This is a genomic window from Massilimicrobiota sp. An142 (assembly GCF_002160725.1).
Taxonomy (GTDB): domain Bacteria; phylum Bacillota_I; class Bacilli_A; order Erysipelotrichales; family Coprobacillaceae; genus Allocoprobacillus; species Allocoprobacillus merdigallinarum.
Map to the genome: position 1 here is coordinate 13,272 of NZ_NFLD01000031.1, position 22,829 is coordinate 36,100.

Genomic DNA, 22,829 nt, shown 5'->3' on the forward strand with positions numbered 1-22,829 from the left:
ATCTTTCATTTTGACTATTCACTTGCCATAACATCCAAACGATGACGACGTTTCATAGCGTCTTTTTCACATTTATCCATTAATCCTTCAGCATGTTCTGGATTGACTTTAGATAATTGTGCAAATCTGTTTTCACTTAATAAGAAATCTTTGAATTTTGTGAAATCAGGTTCTTTAGAATCTAACTGTAATGGATTCTTTCCTTGTTCTTCTAAACGAGGATCATATCTTAATAAGTTGAAGTATCCACATTCAACAGCATGTTTTTGTTGTTGTTGATGATTTGCAAGACCACCTTTAATACCATGTTCCATACATGGAGAATAAGCAATAATTAATGATGGTCCATCATAAGCTTCAGCTTCTTTGAATGCTTTAATTGTTTGCATTGGATTAGCTCCCATAGCCACTTGTGCTACATAAACATGTCCATATGCCATAGCAATCTGTGCTAAATCTTTCTTGGCTACTGTTTTACCACCAGCAGTGAATTTAGCGATAGAACCAGCTTGTGAAGATTTTGAAGATTGTCCACCAGTATTTGAATAAACTTCTGTATCAAGAACTAAGATATTAACATTTTGATTATTAGCGATAACATGATCTAATCCACCATAACCGATGTCATAAGCCCATCCATCTCCACCAATAATCCATTGAGATTTAGTGACAAGTTCACCCTTCATATCTAATAATTCTTTGATACCTTCACATTTTGAAGCTTCAACTAAAGATACTAATTGATCATAAAGTTTTCTTTCTTCAACTCTTTGACCTTTGACATTTGCATATTGTTCTAATACAGTTTGAAGTTCAGGTTCACATTCAGCTTTATTTGCTTCAATGATTTCTAAGATACGTTTAGCCATATAATTTTCAGCTAATTTCATACCAAATCCATATTCAGCATTATCTTCAAATAATGAGTTAGCCCATGCAGGTCCTTGTCCATTTTCATCAATTGTACAAGGTGTTGATGGTGTAGAACCACTATAAATTGAACTACATCCAGTTGCATTTGCAATTCTCATATCTGCTCCAAATAATTGAGAAGCCAAACGATAATAAGGTGTTTCACCACATCCACCACAAGCACCAGATACTTCAAAGTATGGACGCATAAATCCAACACCTTTAACTGTTGTTGTTGGGTAGCGATCAGCTTTATATGTCACTTTTGAATAAATATGATCAGCTAAAGAAGCATGTGGTAATTCTTCTTTTACTGGCACCATAGATAAAGCTTTCTTTCCAGCTTTACCTGGACATTCAGTCACACATAATCCACAACCAACACAGTTATCTGGAGAAACTTGAATACGATAAACCAATCCATCTACATTTCTACCAATTGGTTTTAAAACATCATTTGAAATATCTTCTGGCATAGCTTTCATTTCATCTTCATCAATTAAGAAAGCACGAATTGTTGCATGAGGACATACCATAACACAGTTATTACATTGGATACAGTTTTCTTTTTCCCAACGTGGTACATCAATAGCAATCGCACGTTTTTCTTTAATAGCAATACCAGATTTCATTGAACCATCTAATTTATCCATAAATGCAGAAACAGGTAAATCATAACCATCTAAGGCATTGATTGGTGCAACGAAATTATCAAAGTAATCATCACCAGTTCTTGCTCTTGTAGCAGTCACTGTTAAATCAGACCAGCTTGCATCAACAGGAACTTCAACAATAGCATCTTTTCCTGCATCAATAGCTTTGTAGTTCATTTCTACAACAGCATCACCTTTTTTACCATATGTTTTCTTAGCCATTGCTTTCATATATTCAACAGCTTTATCAACTGGTAAAATTTGTGGGTTTAAAGCAAAGAATGCAGATTGAAGAATTGTATTTGTATGTCTTCCCATACCAATTTCACTAGCGATTTTTGTTGCATTAATGATATAGAATTTAGCATTTTTATCAGCTAATTGTTTCTTTAATTTATTTGGTAAATAATCAACAATTTCTTTTTCATCAAATTCTGTATTTAATAAGAATGTTCCACCATTCTTTAAGTTTTTCAACATATCATATTTTAATACATAGTTATCTAATGAACATGAAATGAAATCAGCATTATTGACATAATATGTTGCACGAATTGGTGTATGACCAAATCTTAAGTTAGAGCGTGTAGCTCCACCAGCTTTTTTACTATCATAAGCAAAGTAAGCCTGTGAATATAAATCGGTATGATCTCCAATAATTTTAATTGAAGATTTATTAGCAGATACTGTACCATCTGATCCTAAACCATAGAATAAGCATGAAGTATAATCAGCATTAACATGGAAATCAGGGTCTTCTTTTAATGATAAATGAGTTACATCATCATTAATACCAATAGTGAAAGATGTAAATGGATCTTCATCTAATAAATGATCATATACAGCTTTGATTTGACCAGGTGTTGTATCTTTAGATCCCATACCATAACGTCCACCAATAACTTTGATGTTTGTATCTTTTAATACAGAGCATACATCTAAGTATAATGGTTCTCCAGTTGCTCCCATTTCTTTTGTACGATCTAAAACAGCAACTTTTTCAACAGTATTTGGTAAAACTTTTAATAGATATTTTGGTGAGAATGGACGATATAAATGAACTTTAATCAATCCAACACGTTCACCACGTTTATTCATTTCATCAATTGTTTCTTTAATTGTTTCAGTTACAGAACCCATTGCAATGATTACACGTGATGCATCACTTGCTCCATAATATGTAAATGGCGCATATTCACGTCCAGTAATTTCTGAAATCTTTTTCATGTAATCAGCAACAATTTCAACAACAGCTTCATAATGTTTATTTTGTGCTTCTCTACCTTGGAAATAGATATCATCATTTTCAGCACCACCACGTTCAATTGGATTTGTATGTGGATTTAATGCATTTTCTTTAAATTTCTTTAATGCCTCTTTATCTAACAAGCTTTCTAAAACATCATAATCCATAACTTCTACTTTTTGAATTTCATGAGAAGTTCTAAATCCATCAAAGAAATGAATAACAGGAACGCTTGCCTTAATTGCAGTTAAATGAGCAATTCCTCCTAAATCCATAACTTCTTGAACGCTATGAGAACAAATCATAGGCGCACCAACTTGACGACATGCATATATATCCTGATGATCACCAAAAATATTTAATGAACGTGTTGCTAAAGCTCTCGCAGCAACATGGAATACACCAGGCAATAATTCACCTTGAATTTTATACAAGTTTGGTATCATCAATAATAGACCTTGAGATGCCGTAAATGTAGTTGCTAACGCACCACCTTGCAATGCTCCATGTACAGCTCCAGCAGCTCCAGCTTCTGACTGCATTTCGATAACATTAACTGCTGATCCAAAAATATTTTTCTTTCCTTGAGCAGCCCATGTTTCCGCATTTTCAGCCATTGGAGAAGATGGTGTAATTGGATAAATACTTGCAACTTCACTAAATGCATAAGCGACATGTGCAGCAGCAGTATTTCCATCCATTGATAAATACTTTTTAGACATAATTTTCTTTCCTCCTATATCATATAGTATACTCTTATCAATAAGAAATTTCCACATGAAAAATTTATTTTCATCATAAAGAATCGAAAATTTTAATATTTTTGATTTCTCAAAAAATACACTTTTTTTATAATATAAAAAATGATAGAATAATGTCGAAAAATGAAAGGAGTTACTCATGAAAAAAAGAAACTGTTTTATTGGTCAATCGGGAGGCCCAACCGTTGCGATTAATGCATCTTTGGCAGGAATTATTCATGAATGTATCAAAAGCCAAAAATTCGACCATGTTTATGGGATGGTCAATGGAATTATGGGATTGTTAGAAAGCCGCTATATGGATTTGGGAGAGTTATTTAATGATTCACAAGCTTTAGAACAATTAAAACATTCTCCTGCTATGTATCTTGGTTCGTGTCGTTATAAACTACCCAATTATCAAGATGATCCTCAAACTTATGAAATATTATTCCATACTTTTGAACAATTACATATCACAGATTTTTATTATATTGGTGGTAATGATTCTATGGATACAGTTGCAAAACTATCAGCTTATGCCAAGTCTATTCATTCCCCTATTTGTTTTATTGGTATTCCTAAAACAATTGATAATGATTTAATGGGAACTGACCATACTCCTGGTTTTGGTTCAGCTGCTAAATATGTTGCAACTTCTATGCTGGAAATTGCTTATGACAGTTCAATTTATAAATTAAATGCTGTTACAATTGTTGAAATTATGGGGCGTAATGCTGGATGGTTAACTGCTGCCAGTGCGCTAGCAAGAACACAATGCAATGAAGCACCTGACCTTATCTATTTGCCTGAAGTTCCGTTTTCAACGCAAAAATTCTTAGATGATATTCGTAAAGTTTTTCGTCATAAAAAGAATATTATTATTGCTGTCAGTGAAGGAATTAAAAATGAAAATGGAGAATATTTGGATGCTGATTCTAAATATACAAAACGTGATGCTTTTGGACATGTTTTGCATTCTGGAACTGGTAAAGTCCTAGAATCATTAGTTTATCAGGAATTCAAATGTAAAGTGCGTAGTATCGAATTAAATGTCCTACAAAGATGTGCTATGCATATTGCTTCAAAAGTTGATTTAGAAGAATCATTTCAAATTGGACAAGCGGCTGTTCAAACATCAATGGAAGGACACAGTGGTGTTATGATGACTTTCCAACGTGTTCAAAATCAGCCTTATCAAGTTGAATACACCTATAAGGATGTTCTCAAAATTGCCAATTTAGAACAACGTATTCCTGTTGAATGGATCAATGATGAACATAATGATATCACTCAAGAACTTTATGACTATTTAATTCCATTGATTCAAGGCGAAGTTGCGATTACATATGAAAATGGTATTCCATGTTATAGTGATATAACACATTTACGTTATAAATAAAACATAAAAAAGAGATTTCACATCAAGTGAATCCCCTTATTTGGACATTCAAATAAGGGAGCTTCATTTCATAAAATCTCTTTTTATTTATTTCCAAAAATATATTGGAAAATAAATCTCTGATACCATTTCAATGATTGACTATATTGACGAATCCATTGTTGATAACAGTGAAGGAATTGAAACCATTCTTCATCACTTATTTCATGAGAAGAATATTTAGCTTTATAAGCAAGATTCTTTAACTCTTCATCATCAACATTATGCCAAGAAGATAATTTCCTTATTTTTCTATAATAAGTTAAAACTTTCTGATTGTTATTCATACGTCTTGTTTTGATCATCATCCAATGTGTTGTCAAATAACGATAAATAACAATGAATATAAAGATTCCAAATAATCCAGCAATAATCCATATATTTTGATGAGATGATCTTGTTGTAACATCTAAATCTACAGGTGTATCCTGTATTGTATCTTCTTCAGGCTGTGTTGTTGGCACATCACTCGTATTTGCTGTCTGCTGATTTTGACTTGCTATATCATCAAGAACATCACTGATTTCTTCGATATTTCCTGCAGGTGTCATTTCATAAGGAATCCAACCCTTCATATTTTCATAAACTTCTATCCAGGCATGCGAACGATATTGAGGAATTTTGGCTTCACCATTATGAAAATCACTTTCTAGCATTGTATACCCTCTTACAAAGCGTGTTGGAATACCTAACTCCCTTAACAACAAAGCTCCAGCAGTCGCAAAATGAGTACAACTTCCTTTATGATTTTCAAACAGAAAGTATTCAACAAAATCTTTATCAAAAGGTAATGTTCCTGCATTCAAATCATATTCTGCTTGCTTAGCTAAAAGTTCCTGCACCTGTTGGACTGTTGATGCAATATCAAAATCATATGGATATTCAATATCATTTTCATATAATAAACGCGATAATTGTTGTTCTAATTCATCTGGAACATCTAAATAATGTTGATACACATAATCTTCATATTCTTCATCATACTGTTCAGAAATAAAATAGCTATTTTCATCTAGTCCTAATTGAGGATCTTCTTCATAAAGATATAAAACATCCAATGAATCAGAAGTACTTTCTATATATGAATCAAAAAGAACTGGATACTCTTGAACATTATCAATAAAATAGTATGGTACAAATTGAAAATCATATTGACGTTGTGGTAGAATTTCAACACTTTGAAAAGATGGTAAATAATTCAACATTAAAAAATCGCTATACATAGTTAAAGACTGACTATTATCATAATTTTCCGTAACCTCATGCCATTCATTATCACTGTAATTGGCAAGCGAATAAGCTCTCAAATAAGAAGAAAAAGGAATATCAGATTGTACTGTTAAAGCCAATCCATTAGTAAGTTGCACATTGCCTGTAGGTAAAGAACCATCAATATCACGACTCATACCCGTTTGTGTAGCTATTCCTAAAGGATTTCCCTTTCCGTTAGCAATCCAATCAATCATTTGTGATAAAACCGATGATGATTCTTGTTGAAACAAAGGATTTCCCTCTAAATAAGTAGATGCAGTTACAGACATTATACATAATAATATAATAATCACAATCTTTAAGGTATATTGTTTTTGCTGATATTTTAAAGCCACTGTAAATAATAATGCATAACAGATAAAGATAATAAAGCAATAACTCTCTTGAGAAGAAAGTTCATGTTTGATAAATACTGGAAACATAAAGAGAAAAATTAAACTGATGATTTTAATTAACGAAAAATGCATTGTACATACAGTTGACACAATCAAATAGATAACTGGCAACCCAATTATGAATATAATAACTTGATAAAACATATCTCGACTATATAATTCTAAAGGAAGTAATTCATCAAATTTTAAGAAATAATCAAATTCAATAACAGATTGAAGATTATTGATAAAATAATGACACTCACTTTGAAATAATATAATCAACACTAATAATAAAATGATAAAAATGAACACACATGGTTTTTGAGGCATTGTCTGATATTTAATAAAATAAAGATAAAATCCTATTCCTATCATGCCTAAAAGAATAATACTTATATATGTGTTTTCAGGAAAATATAAAGAATGATCATAATTTCCTATCAAACCCATACATCCTAAAATAATCATGAAAATATTAATGATATGGATGATGTATTGTTGAAAAAAGAAGTTGATTGTTTTTTTCATAAATGATACACCTCCAGATTCTGTCCCTTTATTTGATAAAAAGAACGTGACATGAAAGATTGATCTAAAGTTTTGATAGGATTTTTCATCATCCATCGAATAGTAGTCGCAAGATTATCAACAGAATGTATAGATTGCACATGCATATTTTGCACATCACATGAAGTTACAATTTCAAAAGTAATATTCTCTTTTAATAAAGAAATACATAAAGAATAAAAATAATCAAACTGTAAATCATAGAATGTATTGTTTTCTTTATATTCTATCGCAAGAGTAAGATTTTCGTGAACAGGTTGGCTTCCCACCTTAACAAAAAACTCTTGAAACTTTGATGACATATTCCAATGAATATGCTTAAGTTCATCCCCTTCACGATATGTTCTAATCTCAAAAATTTCACTATAATCATCGCCTTTTTGATCTGTCAAATAATTTTCTCCTTGTTCATCCAATTGATGAACCTGATGAACAGATACATCTACAAGATGGTAATGTGGCATTACATCAAATGAATTTTGTATGGATACAGTTTTTGAAAAAGAAAAACATTGTAATAAATCAAAACATTTTATTTTCTGAACCTGAATCGTATAATGACCACAATGAGGACAAGGAATCTCTACATCTACTTGCTGATCATGAAGACATACGCTTTTTTCAGCTACAATTTGAGAAAAAGCATCTATCATTTGATATTCAATTATAATCTGACCACATGGAATAGGTGTAACACTTTGACGACAAAAACTTAGGTTAATCGTTTCCTCACGCAAACAATATGCTTGTTGCATTTTTATTGAGATTGTTGATTTTCGCATTGGGATAATGCTAAGCAATAAACATATACATATTAAACTAAAAGCCATCAAAAACAATAAAAATGAAAAATACCCTGAAACAAAACGCCATAATCCATATAAAAAAGCAAGAAAACAAAAATATTTTAATAAGTTTTTCATACTTTTAATTGAGGTTCTCCAACTGATTCTAAGATTTCATCTACAATCTGATATGAAGAGACTTTGTTCATTTTAGCTTCATATGTCAGTATGAAACGATGAGCCAAAACCATTGGTGCAACATATTGGACATCTTGTGGAATCACATAATCACGGTCATTTAAAAATGCATAGGCTTTAGCCGTTTTCATGATAGCTAAAGAACCACGTGGTGATACACCTTGTTCAATTTGAGAATGTGAACGTGTTGCAGTAATAATTTGCATGATATAATGATAAATATCATCATGAACATATATCTGATCAATCATCTTTTGATATTGCAGTATCATCTCAGGCGATAAAACTGATTGTATATCATCTAAAGGATTAGATTTTTGACGTTGTTTCATCATTTCTATTTCCTCTTCAAATTGAGGATAACCTAAACTTAATCGACTCATAAAACGATCCATTTGAGAATCAGGCAATAGTTGCGTTCCAGCAGAGCCAAAAGGGTTCTGTGTAGCAATGACACAAAATGGCTGAGGTAATACATATGTTTTTCCATCTACAGTCATTTGTCCTTCTTCCATTAACTCTAATAAAGCTGCCTGTGTTTTACTAGATGTACGATTCATTTCATCTGCTAATAAAAGATGACAAAAAGCAATTCCTTCTTTATATTCAAATTGCTGTGTCTGTGGATTATACATCGTAAATCCAACGATATCACTTGGCATAATATCTGGTGTTAATTGAATACGGTGATAATCTAGCTGTAAACTTTTTGATAATGCTAATGCTAGATTTGTTTTTCCAACACCAGGAATGTCCTCAAGCAAAATATGTCCCCTAGAAAGTAAAGTAACCAATATTTGAATAATAACCTCATCTTTCCCAATAACAGCTTTTTTGATTTCATTGACTGTTTGTTTCATTTCTTGATTCATATCTTTTCACCTCATTCTATCTTTTCTTTAGTATAACAGATATAAAATCATTTCAAAATAAATAATAAAAAAAGAAATCTATTTTTCATAAATTTCTTTTTGATATCCAATAATAATTTTTTCACCATCAATAAGCAATGGACGCTTGATTAACATACCATTTTGAGATAATAACAATGCTGCTTCATCTTCATTCATATCATTTATTTTATCTTTTAAATTCATTTCACGATAAAGTTTTCCAGATGTATTAAAAAATGGTTTGATTCCTTTTCCATTTTGACGTATCCAACAAACTAATTCTTCTTGAGTCGGTGTTTCATTGACAATATCTCGTAATGTCACATCTATTTCCTGTTCTTTAAGCTTTTTTAAAGCTTTTAAACATGTACTACAACGTGGATAATATATAAATTCCATTTATGCCACCTCCATTAATGATAAAGCAACTCTTTTTTTCTTCAAATCAACATCATATACATATACATCTAAAATATCTCCAACATGACATACATCTAAAGCATGTTTCACTTTATGAGATGACATTTTAGAAATATGTATTAAACCATCATTTTTTAATCCAATATCAACAAAGGCACCAAAATCAACAACATTTCTCACAACTCCCTGTAATTTCATTCCTTTTTTCAAATCTTCAATTTTTAAAACATCTTTTCGTAAAATAGGAACATTATATTCATCACGAGGAGAGCGATGTGGAGATATAAAAGCTTCTATTAAATCTTCAGCCAAATAAGAATCTAAGTGTAAATCTTCTTGAATCTGCTGAATAGATACTTGTTCAATCACATCTTTTGCATGTTTTGTACCAATATCATTTTTTTGTAAATGAAGATATTCTAAAAGATGATTCGCATCATTATAATTATCTGGATGGATACTCGTTTCATCTAATTTCTCATTACCAGATAGAATTCTTAAAAATCCAACAGCCAATTCATATGTTTTTTCTCCAAGTTTTTTTACATTTTTAATTTGTTCACGAGATGTAAATTTACCATTTTCTTCACGATATTTCACAATATTTTTAGCTGTAGACATTGATAAACCAGATACATATTGTAGTAATGAAGGAGACGCTGTATTAATATTAACTCCTACCTGATTGACAACTTTTTCTACCACAAAATCTAACTGTTCTGTTAATTTCTTTTGATTCATATCATGTTGATATTGACCAACTGAAATAGCCTTTGGCTCAATTTTAACAAGTTCTGCTAAAGGATCTTGTAAACGTCTGGCAATAGAAACAGCTGACCTTTCTTCTACCTGATAATCTGGAAATTCTTCCTTAGCAATTGTACTTGCAGAATAAACGCTAGCTCCCGCTTCAGACACGATGACATATTGTACATCTAGATTATATTTCTTAATAAACTGCGCTATAAAGCTTTCTGTTTCGCGACTGGCAGTTCCATTTCCAATAGCAATAATTTCAATTTGGTATTTTTGAATCATAGACAGTAATATTTTTTCATCCTTAGTGTAATCATCTTTAGGTATAGTAATGAAAACTTTATGAATATCTAACACTTTACCAGTTGGATCAATAGCTGCTAATTTACATCCTGTTCTAAAAGCTGGATCAACCCCTAATACATATTTATCTTTCATTGGTGCCTGTAATAAAAGATTTTCCAAATTTACTGAAAAAACATTTAATGCCTGTTCCTGTGCTTTTTCTGTTAATTCATTACGAACTTCTCTTTCTACAGATGGGAAAATCAAACGTTTAAATGCATCTTTAACAGTATCTTCAATAAAGGTATCTAGCGACGATTCACGTCTACGCATAACACCATTATAAATATATTGAATAAAGCGATCTGTATCAATATCAATAGAAACCGTTAATACCTTTTCTTTTTCAGCACGATTAATCGCAAGAATTCGATGTGATGCAATATACTGAACCCTTTCCTGATAATCATAATACATTTCATAAATCCCATCTTCTTGATCAGGATTTTTCTTTTTGACATGAGAAGAGATCATACCTGTCTTATAAATCATATCTTTTGTATATTTTCGATAACGTGGTTCATCACTTATTTGTTCTGCAATAATATCTTTGGCTCCATGAATAGCTTCTTCAATAGTTAATACTTGCTCATTTAAATATTTTTGGGCTTCTTTTTCCAAATCGAAAGTTCTAGGTAATTTTAAAATCGATTGAGCCAATGGCTCTAATCCTTTTGCCTTAGCAATAGATGCCTTAGTTTTCTTTTTCTCTTTAAATGGTCTATAAAAATCTTCAACTTCACTTAATTTAGAAGCATTTAAAATATTATGTTTTAATTCTTCAGTTAATAAACCTTTTTCATCAATTAAACGAATAACATCATCTTTTCGTTCCTGAAGATTGACCTGATATTCATATACTTTTGAAATTTCTCTAATTTGTTCTTCATTTAATCCACCTGTTTTTTCTTTACGATAACGTGCTATAAAAGGAACAGTAGCTCCTTCTTCTAATAAAGATAAAACATTTTGAATTTGTTGTTCTTGAATGGATAATTCTTCAGCCATTTTTTGTATAATTTCTTGATTCATAAAAATCCTCCAATAATAAAAAAACACATTGATAAACAATGCTCAATCAATTGGTGCATCTGATGAGACTCGAACTCACACGGATTAAATCCACTACCGCCTGAAGATAGCGTGTCTACCAATTCCACCACAGATGCGTAAAACAAAAATGGTGCAGGCGATGAGATTTGAACTCACACGGAAATACTTCCACTACCCCCTCAAGATAGCGTGTCTACCATTCCACCACGCCTGCAATTAGTGTTTATATTATAACAAAAATCATATTTCTATGCAATAAGGAATAGAGAATTCACTCTATTCCTTAATCAAATCATAAATAGCTTTTGCATAGATAGCTGTTGCCTTCATTAAATCATCAATAGAAATTTCTTCATTATTTTGATGAATCTTATTATCACTATCTGGGAATTCAATACCAAAAGCAACACAATTAGGCATTGTTTTGGCATATGTGCCACCACCAATAGCCTGTGGTTGATGATTATGATCACCTGTAAATTCAACATAAGCATTATGCAACTTTTGAATCAATTCACTTTGAGGATCTATATATAAAGCTTTTCCTAAATGATGTGTTTCTTTTAATCCATAAATGTTAAGACATTTTTGCATTTTTGCTGTCAACTGTTCATCTGTCACTTCATGAGGAACACGCATGTCTATAATCATATTAACATGTCCATTCTTGTAATTGATAACCCCTAAATTCACTGTTAATGGACCCATTAATCCCGTATAAGCAATACCTAATTTTTCCCCATAACAATCATTATAAAAATATTGATCAATAAATTGAACTAATTGATTTTGTGATATAGTTGATAAATAATGACACATATATACAGCCCCATTAATTCCTAATTCTGGTGTAGAGGCATGAGCAGATTTTCCAATCAAAACAAGTTTTGTATGATTTCCTTCTTCTTCAACATATCCATCTAATTGGTGAGCAGATAAATATTCAGCAAATGATTCTCTATATTGTTTATATGAACCTGTTAAATAAGCTTCACAAACTTCTGGAACAATATTTGCTCTATTTCCAGAATAAAGTCCTATTAAATTATCGTTTTCAATTTCACCAATTATTTTAAAATTAACACCTGCTTTTTCTCCATAGACAACAGGAAATTCTGCATCTGGTGTAAACCCCATTGAAGGATAAGGTTTCTTTGTAAAATAATATTGCATACATTTTGAACCATTTTCTTCATTACATCCAAAAATCACTCTTGTTTTCATTTTTACAGGTAAATTTAATTCATGAATAATTTTAGCAGCATAGTATGCAGCAATGAGTGGTCCTTTATCATCAGCAACTCCTCGCCCATATAACTTTTCATTTTTTAAAGTTGCTGCAAATGGTTCACTGTTCCATCCACTCTCATTGCAAGGCACAACATCCAAATGTCCTAAAATACCAAAAGTTTCTTCTCCCTCCCCTATATCAATATGTCCTGCATAACCATCAACATTTTCACAAACAAATCCATCTCTCTCACCTATTTCTAACATAGCATCTAACGCATCACGACATGCTTTTCCAAATGGTTGTCCTTCGTTAGCTGTTGTTTCATCTAAAATAGATGGTATTTTACATAATGTCTGTATATCTTCTATCATTTTATCTTTTCTTTTATAGACTTCTTCTAAAAAATCAATCATTTTAAAATCACCTCTCAATTATTATAGCAAACATTTTTAATAAAACGATACTTTTTGTAAAAAAAATGATATGATATATAAAATGGAGGGAATAAACATATGGAAAATATCAGATTTCATATTACCGTCAAAGCTATTGTCATTTATCATCAAAAAATCCTGATTCTCAAAAGAGTACGTCCTTCTAGTGATGGACTTGGTTTTTGGGAACTTCCTGGAGGTGGATTAGAATATGGTGAAACACCACACCAGGCTCTTATTAGAGAATTAAAAGAGGAAACAAATTTAGATGTGAGAATCATCAAACCAGTGTATACTTTTACAGCCGTTCGACCTGACTATCAAACCGTTGGTATTGGCTTTTTAGCTATTCCAACCAATGATCATGTTCAAATCTCTCATGAACACACTGAATATCGTTTTGTTTCTAGTGATGAATTACTTAATTATGTTGATCAGAAAATCTATGATGACATTATTACAACACTTAAAGAATATGAATCAATGAATATTGAAGATTAAAAAATCAAGGTTACCCTTGATTTTTTCGTTCATAATAATCTTTTATAGCAGAAATTGATTTCTTTTTAAAACTTATATACATATATCCAAGTACCGCAGTTGATACAACAAATAGAGCTGTTGTTCCAATAAATACATATGTTAATGTATTATCATTTTTTTCTTCAACAGGAGTATATTTTTGTAATGTCCCTTCAGTATCTTCATATGTATATAATTGAGTTTCCCCAGCTTCATTCATTAAATAGACAAGTGTGTAATGTGATAAAGCCTCATCTTCAAATTTCCATCCATTTAATTCAACATCACCAATTTTAATAGTTACTGTTTTTAAATCTTGGATAGCTTCTAAATTATCTGGGGCATCCATAAGAACATATGTTTTTCCATTAACAGCTACAGTTTGATATTTACTCAAAACTTTATTATTATCTACATCATAAATATAAAATCCTGTGCTATCATCTTCATTTTGTAAATATAATAAAGTCAATCCCATATCTTTATTTTGTAAAGCTGTCACATCTTTATTGTCAATTTTTATTGTTGATTTTTCAAATCCTTTTGGCACATCCGTTTTAGATAAATCATTTAAAATTCCTAAATTTTGATCTCCTAATTTCACAAATTGTGTTGGTTTTTCCGTCACATAAACACTAATCGTATAAGTTTTCTTGCTGCCATCTTCAGCTTTAACAGTCACTGTAAAATTATTTTCACCAATTTTTAACTCTTTTTCTCCAGTTCCTGAAACACTAGCTTTACTATCTTTAGCTTTAGCACTTATAGTTAGCGATTCTGTTTCACTTGTTAAATCAACTTTATATGTTGTTGTACCTGCTGAAAACTTTGGTGATAAAGTTCCTTCAGAAACGCTCAAAGAAGATAAATTCTTTTCACTTGATTTTTTTACTTCTGGTTCTTGAGTTGTTGTACTTTCATTACTTGAACTACTTGAAGAACTAGAACTACTTGAATTACTTGAAGTATTATTTGTTTTAGCAACAACTTTTACTGTCAAAGAGGATGAAAACGATATTGGTTCATCATCTACTGTAATACCTATTCCTGTATCTATCAACTTAATAGTTGCAGTTCCTTCAGACTTTGCTGTAAACTGAACTGTTTTTGATGCAGAAGTAAATCCGTTTTCTGAAACAGACAAATCAGCTTTCTTATACAATGAACCAGATCCTGAAAGTACTGAATTATTAGAAGAGGTAATATTTCCCTGTATGATATACATTCTGGAAGCTGATACACTCGCAGTCACACTTATTGTACTTCCTACAGTTACTGTAGTTGGCCCAGACAAAGAGCTAGATGCAGAAATTGCTTTTGCATCAATAGGAAATGCAAACATTCCAAAAATTAAAATAAAACACAATAATATTTTTTTCATAAAAAACTCCATTCATTAAAATTTAGTACCAAAAACTATATATTTTTCTAACTTCAATAAATCACTTGTTGTTATTTTTCCATCATTGTTAATATCAGCAGCTTCTTTTTGTAGAGATGTCAAATTATTTTTAGTAGAATTAATAATATATTTTTCTAATTTTAGCAAATCACTAGATGATATTTTCCCATCACCATTTACATCTCCTCGTGTATAAGATGTAGGACTATCAGATGTACTACTATCACTACCATTTGTAACAATTGTCATATCTGATGCAGGAATATATAAATAATCTCTTGAAAAACTATATTTATTATCCCAATCCGTATCAGTACGAGAACTGTTTAATGCTGTATCACTTTGAATTTTATACCATTTCTTACCAGATGCTGTAACAGTATCTAAAATAATCACTGGCAAATTATAAGTACGTGGACTATTACCACTTCCTAAAGTATGTGTTACAGTTGAATTAGGTTCTTTATAAAGCTTATAGCTTTTTTGCTGCCCATTAATAATACCAATTGTATATTTATTATAATCACTTCCATAATTATAATAATAATTAACACTTGCAGCTTTTTCTCCCCAATATGGGTCAGATGCATAACGCACATTGATACCAGACAATTTATCTCCTAAATGTCCACCATTATAACGCCAATCTTCGTTGTCCAAGTAACCATTAGAAATAAATTTTTCTGCATGATATTTTATACTTGTTTGAGGATTTGCATATCCATTAGCACCATAATAAGGATTATTATCTACTGCACCATGTCCAAATAAATTATTTTTATCTTGAGCGATTCCACTTGTTCCCCAAGCACTTTCATTTCCAGATACACCAAACATCAATAAAGCATTAGTACCATATGTATTTTGATTTTCAATATAATATTGTCCCATATTTTTCATTTTTGAAGAACTAGAACCCACTTTATCATTTGTAATAGTATCCAAATTATATGGAGTTAAAGTTGTTTTAGAACGATGAGAAAGGAATTGATAGTAATTATAGAAAGGATTAGATTTATTAACAGCATTAGGATAAGATGTATTACTGTTTTGATAGTCCTTAATCATTGTTGGATAACTTGTATAGAAATAATGTCCATCATAACTATAATATTTTGTTCCTTCATTTAAGTAACTTGGCTTTTTTCCAACTCTTTGTGCACTAGAACTTTCTGAACCATAAAAATATTTATGATATAAGTAACCACCTTCAACATAGTAATGAGAAATATTAGCACTTTGATAATCAACAACTGTCACATCACGTGCATCAAAATCCATTACTGTCCCTGCTTGTTTTGCACGAATTTTTCCGTTAACAGTTCCAATATAGGCTGCATCTTTTGCATAACTTCCTGTCGTATAGCCATCATATCCAGTTAAAACATTTTTATAAGTTAAATATTCATTTCCATCATGACCTTTAGAGTTTAAATACACAACTCCATATTCAATGGCTTTTGTATTTTCTTCAACAGAGTATGTTGTAACAGAAAAGGTTCTTGCACGCAATTTTGATTTTGTTTTAACCTTATTATCCAAAGCTTCCTGAGCTTCTTCTTCATTTTCATAAGTTGCTATAACTTCTTTATCATCACCAGTTTTAGCAACCAAATTATATTCTTTTGATTGTTCAATAATTTCTGAGTTGTCGTTTTCAATATCATCAAAATCAACAATAGATGTACTTCCATCTTCATTAATAACAGTAAAATAGTCTGTTACTTCTGGTCCTTTTGAAGAACTATCTTTTGCCTCAACAGAATTTTGATTTGAAACATTTATAACTAACCCTATAACTAATGTTAATGAGATAACTAACATACACAATTGACAGATTTTTTTTCTCATTAAAACACCCCTTCTTTCATTACATTCCAAATAAAATTATATATGAAGATCACATAAAATTCAATTGATTTTAGGCTTTTTCAACAAAAAAAGACGATTTTATTAGCAGATTTCCCATAATCTGCTAATAAATATCATCTTTCTTTTAAATCTTCCAAATTATAAGGTGTTTCCTGATAAACATAGTAATTTAACCAATTTGCAAAAATCAAGTAAGCATGAGAACGCCATTTGACTTGTATTTCATTATTGACATCATCATTCAAATAATAATTTTTTGGCATTTCACTGATAATATCTGGATTAGCCAAATCCCTTTTATATTCCTTATCTAAAGTATCAGGATCATATTCAGGATGTCCAGTCACAAAAAAACGTGATCCATCTTTTGAAGCAACTATATAAACCCCTGCATCCTTTGATTCAGCTAAAATATCTAAGTCATCTATCTTTTCAATATCTTCTTTAGATACACTGGTATAACGTGAATGGGGTGCATAAAATTGATAATCAAAACCTCGCAAAATTTTTCTTTGCATTTTTTCAACATTCGTATGATGTAGATATACACCAGTTAATTTATGTGGCAATAAATACTTAGAAACACCATAAAAATAATGCAAAGCTGCCTGCGCTGCCCAACAAATAAAGAAACTGCTAAAAACATGCGTTTTAGACCATTCTAATAATGTTGTCAATTCATCCCAATAATCCACATCTTGAAATTCAAGTTTTTCAACTGGTGCTCCTGTAATAATTAAACCATCATATTTATTGTCTTTAATATCATCAAAAGTTTTATAAAAAGCCAATAAATGTTCTTTTGAAACATTTTTAGATTCATGACTTGCCATGTGAATCCAATCTACTTCAATTTGTAAAGGTGTATTAGATAATAATCTTAATAATTGTGTTTCCGTTACAATTTTGGTTGGCATAATATTTAAAATTAATAACTTTAACGGTCTAATGCGTTGTGTTGTTGCACGTGTTTCACTCATAATAAATATATTTTCTTCTTTTAATATTTTAGCAGCAGGTAAATTATCTGGTATTTTGATTGGCATAATTATTTCCCCTCATTTCTCGCTTCATTTTATCATATTTCATAAAAGACTTGAATATCTTTTAAAAAGAAATCAACTCATTAAAAAGCTGAATAATAAATGCATCACTCATTCCTGCTAGATAATCTATAATACTTTTTTCAAAAGCATGAGAATCATGGATAAAATCATAAACAATATGATTATGATATTCTTTTTTTCTCGAATAATTTTCTATAACAGCGTATTTTTCTAGCCACGCTAAATAATGACCAATTAACTTTGGATATTGTTTTAAATCCTGCTTTAAATCTTTAATAAAATCATTATGATTTTTATAATCATATAAAAAATCAAAAATAGAATGCAAAATTAAAGACACATATTTTTCATGAACTTGAACCCTTTTAATTAAATAAATATTTTGATAATTGAATTTCATAATAAATTTCATTTTATCAAAAGCTTCCTGAGATAAGCCTATTCCTTTTTCTACACAAGAATTTTCCACCACATCATGTATAAAATAATTAACAACAGAACCATTATTAATCGCATGAAATTGATAATTCCCCATTTGATTTAATTGTGTTCTTAATTCATCAATTTGAGATTGTGTTAAAACATTTAAACGTAAAGCATCTTCAATATCTCTAGCCAAATAAGCAATTTTATCAGCCATCTTTACAACACATCCTTCATATGTCCATGGATTGTATTGTCCTGCATATTGATAATCATTAAGATTGATATATTCTTTTCTTCTTTGAATATATTTTTGATTCATTTCTCCACAATGAGATATAATTCCATCACGTACAGCATATGTAAGATTTAAATTATGCTGATAATGGTTATTATCTTCTAATAATTCAATATGATCAACAAAATGCAAACTATTTTTTTCATGCCAGAACTTATCTAAATCATGAGATTTAGCAATATCAGTCAAAATAGTTTCACCACCATGCCCAAAAGGAGCATGACCTAAATCATGTCCTACTGCAATGGCTTTTGTAAGTTCTGTATTTAGACCCAGTTGATGTGCAATTGTATATGAGATAGACTCAACCAGATTGACATGTTCACTGCGTGTACAGACATGATCATCTTCGACAGCAAAAAAAACTTGTGTTTTATGTTTTAAACGACGATACGCTTGTGAAAAGATAATTCTGGTATAATCTCTTGCAAAATCACTTCTTAAGTCATATCTTCTTTGATATATATCTTCACACCTTTGTACAGCCAGCTCATATTCAGAATGTCCTTCAAACATACCATAGTCACTGAATTTTTGTTTTTCCATTTCTACTACCTCTCATTTATGATATATTTATGTTATACTAAAAAAGAGGTGAAAGCAATGAATACACAATTATTTTTACAGCAAGCCTATGAATTAGTGAAAGATGAGGAAAATATCACTGCTAACCTGGCAAATATGTCTGCTTTCTTAAATGAAATCATTCCAGATATTAATTGGGTAGGATTTTATCTCGTTGATAATCACGAACTCATTTTAGGTCCTTTCCAAGGTAAAGTAGCTTGTTTAAGGATTCCTATTGGTCAAGGTGTTTGTGGTAAAGCAGCTTTATTACATCAAACAATATGTGTCGCAGATGTACATCAATTTAGTGGTCACATTGCTTGTGATAGTCGTAGTAAAAGTGAGATTGTTATTCCTATAATCGTACAAAATGAATTAATGGGTGTCTTAGATATTGATTCTCCCTATTTTAATAGATTTACTTTAAATGATCAGGATTTTTTAGAAAAAATAGTAGAAATTATTGCTGAATATATTTTTAAAAAAGGACAACGTTCACAATGAACACTGTCCTTTTTACATTTTAAATTCTATTGTATGTTCTATTTTTTAATAACTTTTTCAACTAATTCAACAACTTCTTCCATTGTTGTACAATTAATTGCCTGATTAGCTAAATCAGCCATTTCTTTTTGAGATAATTCTCTAATTAATTTTCTTTGTGCCAAAATTGAAGTTGCAGACATTGAGAATTCATCTAATCCTAAACCAAGTAATAATGGAGCTGCCATTGGTTCTCCAGCCATTTCTCCACACATACCTGCCCATTTTCCTTCTTTATGTGCTGATTCAATAACATGTTTAACCAATCGTAAGATTGAAGGGTTAAATGGTTGATATAAATAAGATACACCTGAAGACATTCTATCAGCAGCGAATGTATATTGAATTAAATCATTAGTACCAATTGAGAAGAAATCAACTTCTTTAGCAAATTGATCAGCTAAAACTGCAGCAGCAGGAATTTCAATCATGATACCAACTTGTAAAGTATCAGATACTTTAACACCTTCTGCAACCAATTTTTCTTTTTCTTCCATTAAGATACCTTTAGCTTTTCTAAATTCTCCTAATGTCGCAATCATTGGGAACATGATTCTTAAATCACCGTAAACAGAAGCTCTTAATAATGCTCTTAATTGAGTTCTAAAAATATCTTCTCTTTGGAAGCATAAACGAATTGCACGTACACCTAAGAATGGATTCATTTCTTTAGGTAAATCAATAGCTTCGATTTCCTTATCTCCACCAATATCAAGTGTTCTTACAACAACAGGTTTACCAGCCATACCTTCTAAAATTTCTTTATATACTTCAAATTGTTTATCTTCACTTGGTAATTCAGCAGATTCCATATATAAGAATTCAGTTCTAAATAAACCTACACCTTCACCACCATTTTCTTTAACACCAGCTAAATCTTTTGGTGAACCGATGTTGGCAACTAATTCAACATGATGACCATCAGTTGAAACTGTTTTTTCATTAACTAATTTCTTTAATTCTTCTCTATATGCAATATATTCATCACGTTTTTGAGTATATTCTTTAATAGTATCTTCATCAGGATTGATCATAACAACTCCTTCAATACCATCAAGAGCAATCATATCTCCATCTTTAACTTCATCAGTCACTGTTTTACAAGCAACAACAGCAGGAATTTCCAAACTTCTTGCCATGATAGCAGAGTGTGAAGTTCTTCCACCAATATTTGTAGCAAATCCTCTAACTAAATTTTTATTTAATTGTGCTGTATCAGAAGGTGTTAAATCATCAGCAATAATCACAACTTCTTCATCAATTAAAGCAGGGTTAGGTAATGATTTTCCTAAAAGATTAGCTAATAAACGACGAGAAACATCTTTAATATCAGCAGCTCTTTCTCTAAAGTATTCATCACCCATAGATTCAAACATTGCTACAAATGTATTAGCTACTTCTTCTAAAGCAGCAGCTGCATTACATTTTTCATTTTTAATTTTATCTTCAACTTGTGTTTTTAATTCAGGGTCAGATAAAACCAAAGCATGTGCATCAAAAACTGCAGCTTCTTCAGCAGATAAATTTTTTGAAGCAGCTTCCTTAATAGCTTCAAGTTGCTTACTTGTGCAATCCATTGCATCTTCATAAGCTTTAATTTCTTTTTCTACATCTTCAACAGTTTCTTTAGTTACTGTTAAATCAGGCATAACTAATTTGTATGCTTTAGCAATTGCAATACCATTAGATGCCGCAATACCTTTAATCATTGTCATTTTGACCTACCTCCATATAAATTTATTTTACCTTATTTTCAATATAAAATAAAGATTAAACTTTCTATATTTATTAAATTTATAATTTTCAAAATATGAAAATATAGCTTTTCATTTCACTATGCTTGTTATATAATAAAAGTATATTATAGGAGGGACAAAGATGGAAGTCATTATTGTAAAAGATTATGAAGAAGCAAGTCAAAAAGCTTGTGAAATTATGTTGAATGTTGTTAAAAGCAATCCAACTGCTAATTTAGGTTTAGCTACGGGATCTACACCTATTAGACTTTATGAATTGATGAGAGAAGATCACAAGAAAAATGGAACTTCATACAAAGATATTAAATCATTTAATCTTGATGAATATTTTGGTTTAGATCAATCTCATCCTCAAAGTTATCATTATTTTATGTGTCATAACTTATTTAATGAATTAGATATTGATATGAATAATGTTCATGTTCCAAAAGGAAATGGCAATATTGATGAAGAATGTAAAGCATATAACCAATTATTAGAAGACAATCCTATTGATATTCAATTATTAGGAATTGGTTCTAATGGACATATTGGTTTCAATGAACCAGGAACACCTTTTGATTCAGTTACTCACAAGGTTGATTTAAAACAATCTACAATTGAAGACAATGCACGTTTATTCTTTAATGGTAAAATTGAAGATGTACCTACTCAAGCAGTAAGTATGGGGATTGCAAATATTATGAAAGCTAAAAAAGTGCTTCTTATTGCTTCTGGTGAAGGAAAAGCAAAAGCTATTCAAGCTACAGTTGAAGGACCAAAAACAACAGATGTACCTGCAAGTGCTTTACAAGATCATCCTGATTGTATTTTAGTTGTTGATGAAGCTGCTGCAAGTTTATTAAAAAATAAATAAAAGATAAAAACTCCAATCTTGGAGTTTTTTTGTTGCACTTGTTATGATGAATTATCTGTCAAAAAAGGAATGAGAATAAAAAAAGGAGGGAATAGAATGACTATTCCCTCACATGGACTGGCAGCGTGCTATTTTCGCAGTTGCCTACTATCTTCGCCGCTGTGATGCTTAACTTCTGTGTTCGGCATGGGTACAG

At 30.7% G+C, this 22,829-nt stretch carries 16 protein-coding genes, 2 tRNA genes and 1 rRNA gene; 4 read left to right on the plus strand and 15 right to left on the minus strand.

Annotation, left to right across the window (positions count from 1 at the left end):
• Positions 1–14 precede the first annotated feature (14 nt).
• On the minus strand, positions 15–3,533 hold the full coding sequence (nifJ, locus tag B5E87_RS11820) for a pyruvate:ferredoxin (flavodoxin) oxidoreductase (RefSeq protein WP_087245112.1): 3,519 nt from the start codon (positions 3,531–3,533) through the stop codon (positions 15–17).
• A 178-nt stretch (positions 3,534–3,711) separates the two neighbouring features.
• Here nifJ and B5E87_RS11825 point away from each other — a divergent pair, with 178 nt between their 5' ends.
• Positions 3,712–4,953, plus strand: coding sequence for a 6-phosphofructokinase (locus tag B5E87_RS11825; protein WP_087245113.1), 1,242 nt, complete (start codon positions 3,712–3,714; stop codon positions 4,951–4,953).
• Positions 4,954–5,036: 83 nt separating this feature from the next.
• On the opposite strand, the gene B5E87_RS11830 is transcribed toward B5E87_RS11825, so the two are convergent.
• From B5E87_RS11830 to pepV, 8 genes are all read right to left on the minus strand, one after another.
• On the minus strand, positions 5,037–7,169 hold the full coding sequence (locus B5E87_RS11830; RefSeq protein WP_158095611.1) for a transglutaminase-like domain-containing protein: 2,133 nt from the start codon (positions 7,167–7,169) through the stop codon (positions 5,037–5,039).
• Positions 7,166–8,131, minus strand: coding sequence for a DUF58 domain-containing protein (locus tag B5E87_RS11835; RefSeq protein WP_087245115.1), 966 nt, complete (start codon positions 8,129–8,131; stop codon positions 7,166–7,168). Before B5E87_RS11835 ends, B5E87_RS11830 begins: the two co-directional genes overlap by 4 nt.
• Positions 8,128–9,063, minus strand: coding sequence for an AAA family ATPase (locus B5E87_RS11840; RefSeq protein ID WP_087245116.1), 936 nt, complete (start codon positions 9,061–9,063; stop codon positions 8,128–8,130). Before B5E87_RS11840 ends, B5E87_RS11835 begins: the two co-directional genes overlap by 4 nt.
• 78 nt (positions 9,064–9,141) lie before the next feature.
• A complete protein-coding gene (locus B5E87_RS11845; protein WP_087245117.1) occupies positions 9,142–9,483 on the minus strand; it encodes an arsenate reductase family protein in 342 nt (113 codons plus the stop codon).
• Complete coding sequence (locus tag B5E87_RS11850; RefSeq protein ID WP_087245118.1) at positions 9,484–11,637, minus strand: Tex family protein; 2,154 nt, start codon at positions 11,635–11,637, stop codon at positions 9,484–9,486.
• A gap of 51 nt (positions 11,638–11,688) precedes the next feature.
• Positions 11,689–11,774, minus strand: a tRNA-Leu gene (locus B5E87_RS11855).
• Between the two features lie 12 nt (positions 11,775–11,786).
• Positions 11,787–11,872: transfer RNA gene (locus B5E87_RS11860), tRNA-Leu, on the minus strand.
• 62 nt (positions 11,873–11,934) lie between these two features.
• Entirely contained in the window at positions 11,935–13,305 is a 1,371-nt protein-coding gene (gene pepV, locus B5E87_RS11865; RefSeq protein ID WP_087245119.1) for a dipeptidase PepV, read from the minus strand.
• 99 nt (positions 13,306–13,404) lie between these two features.
• On the opposite strand from pepV, the gene B5E87_RS11870 reads away from it, so the two are divergent.
• Positions 13,405–13,827 carry an NUDIX hydrolase gene (locus B5E87_RS11870; protein ID WP_087245120.1) on the plus strand — a complete coding sequence of 141 codons (423 nt, stop codon included), beginning with the start codon at positions 13,405–13,407 and terminating at the stop codon, positions 13,825–13,827.
• A 10-nt stretch (positions 13,828–13,837) separates the two neighbouring features.
• Here the strand turns inward: B5E87_RS11870 and B5E87_RS11875 are convergent, their stop codons facing one another.
• The 4 genes from B5E87_RS11875 to B5E87_RS11890 all read right to left on the minus strand — a co-directional run bounded on the left by B5E87_RS11875 (position 13,838) and on the right by B5E87_RS11890 (position 19,456).
• Positions 13,838–15,229 carry a cadherin-like beta sandwich domain-containing protein gene (locus B5E87_RS11875; protein WP_241147175.1) on the minus strand — a complete coding sequence of 464 codons (1,392 nt, stop codon included), beginning with the start codon at positions 15,227–15,229 and terminating at the stop codon, positions 13,838–13,840.
• A 15-nt stretch (positions 15,230–15,244) separates the two neighbouring features.
• Positions 15,245–17,101, minus strand: a complete 1,857-nt coding sequence (locus B5E87_RS11880) for a dockerin type I domain-containing protein (RefSeq protein ID WP_241147176.1) — start codon at positions 17,099–17,101, stop codon at positions 15,245–15,247.
• A gap of 134 nt (positions 17,102–17,235) precedes the next feature.
• Positions 17,236–18,168 (minus strand): homoserine O-acetyltransferase MetA, encoded by a 933-nt coding sequence (gene metA, locus B5E87_RS11885; RefSeq protein WP_087245121.1) that lies wholly within the window; start codon positions 18,166–18,168, stop codon positions 17,236–17,238.
• Between the two features lie 61 nt (positions 18,169–18,229).
• On the minus strand, positions 18,230–19,456 hold the full coding sequence (locus B5E87_RS11890) for a deoxyguanosinetriphosphate triphosphohydrolase family protein (RefSeq protein ID WP_087245122.1): 1,227 nt from the start codon (positions 19,454–19,456) through the stop codon (positions 18,230–18,232).
• A 57-nt stretch (positions 19,457–19,513) separates the two neighbouring features.
• On the opposite strand from B5E87_RS11890, the gene B5E87_RS11895 reads away from it, so the two are divergent.
• Complete coding sequence (locus B5E87_RS11895) at positions 19,514–19,981, plus strand: GAF domain-containing protein (RefSeq protein ID WP_087245123.1); 468 nt, start codon at positions 19,514–19,516, stop codon at positions 19,979–19,981.
• Between the two features lie 38 nt (positions 19,982–20,019).
• Here the strand turns inward: B5E87_RS11895 and ptsP are convergent, their stop codons facing one another.
• The gene (gene ptsP, locus B5E87_RS11900; RefSeq protein ID WP_224759450.1) at positions 20,020–21,729 is read right to left on the minus strand and encodes a phosphoenolpyruvate--protein phosphotransferase; all 1,710 of its coding nucleotides are present in this window, start codon (positions 21,727–21,729) and stop codon (positions 20,020–20,022) included.
• 169 nt (positions 21,730–21,898) lie between these two features.
• Between ptsP and nagB the strand changes: the two genes are divergently transcribed.
• On the plus strand, positions 21,899–22,633 hold the full coding sequence (gene nagB, locus B5E87_RS11905; RefSeq protein ID WP_087245125.1) for a glucosamine-6-phosphate deaminase: 735 nt from the start codon (positions 21,899–21,901) through the stop codon (positions 22,631–22,633).
• 115 nt (positions 22,634–22,748) lie between these two features.
• Here nagB and rrf read toward each other — a convergent pair.
• A 5S ribosomal RNA gene (gene rrf, locus B5E87_RS15715) occupies positions 22,749–22,829 on the minus strand; the annotation flags it as partial.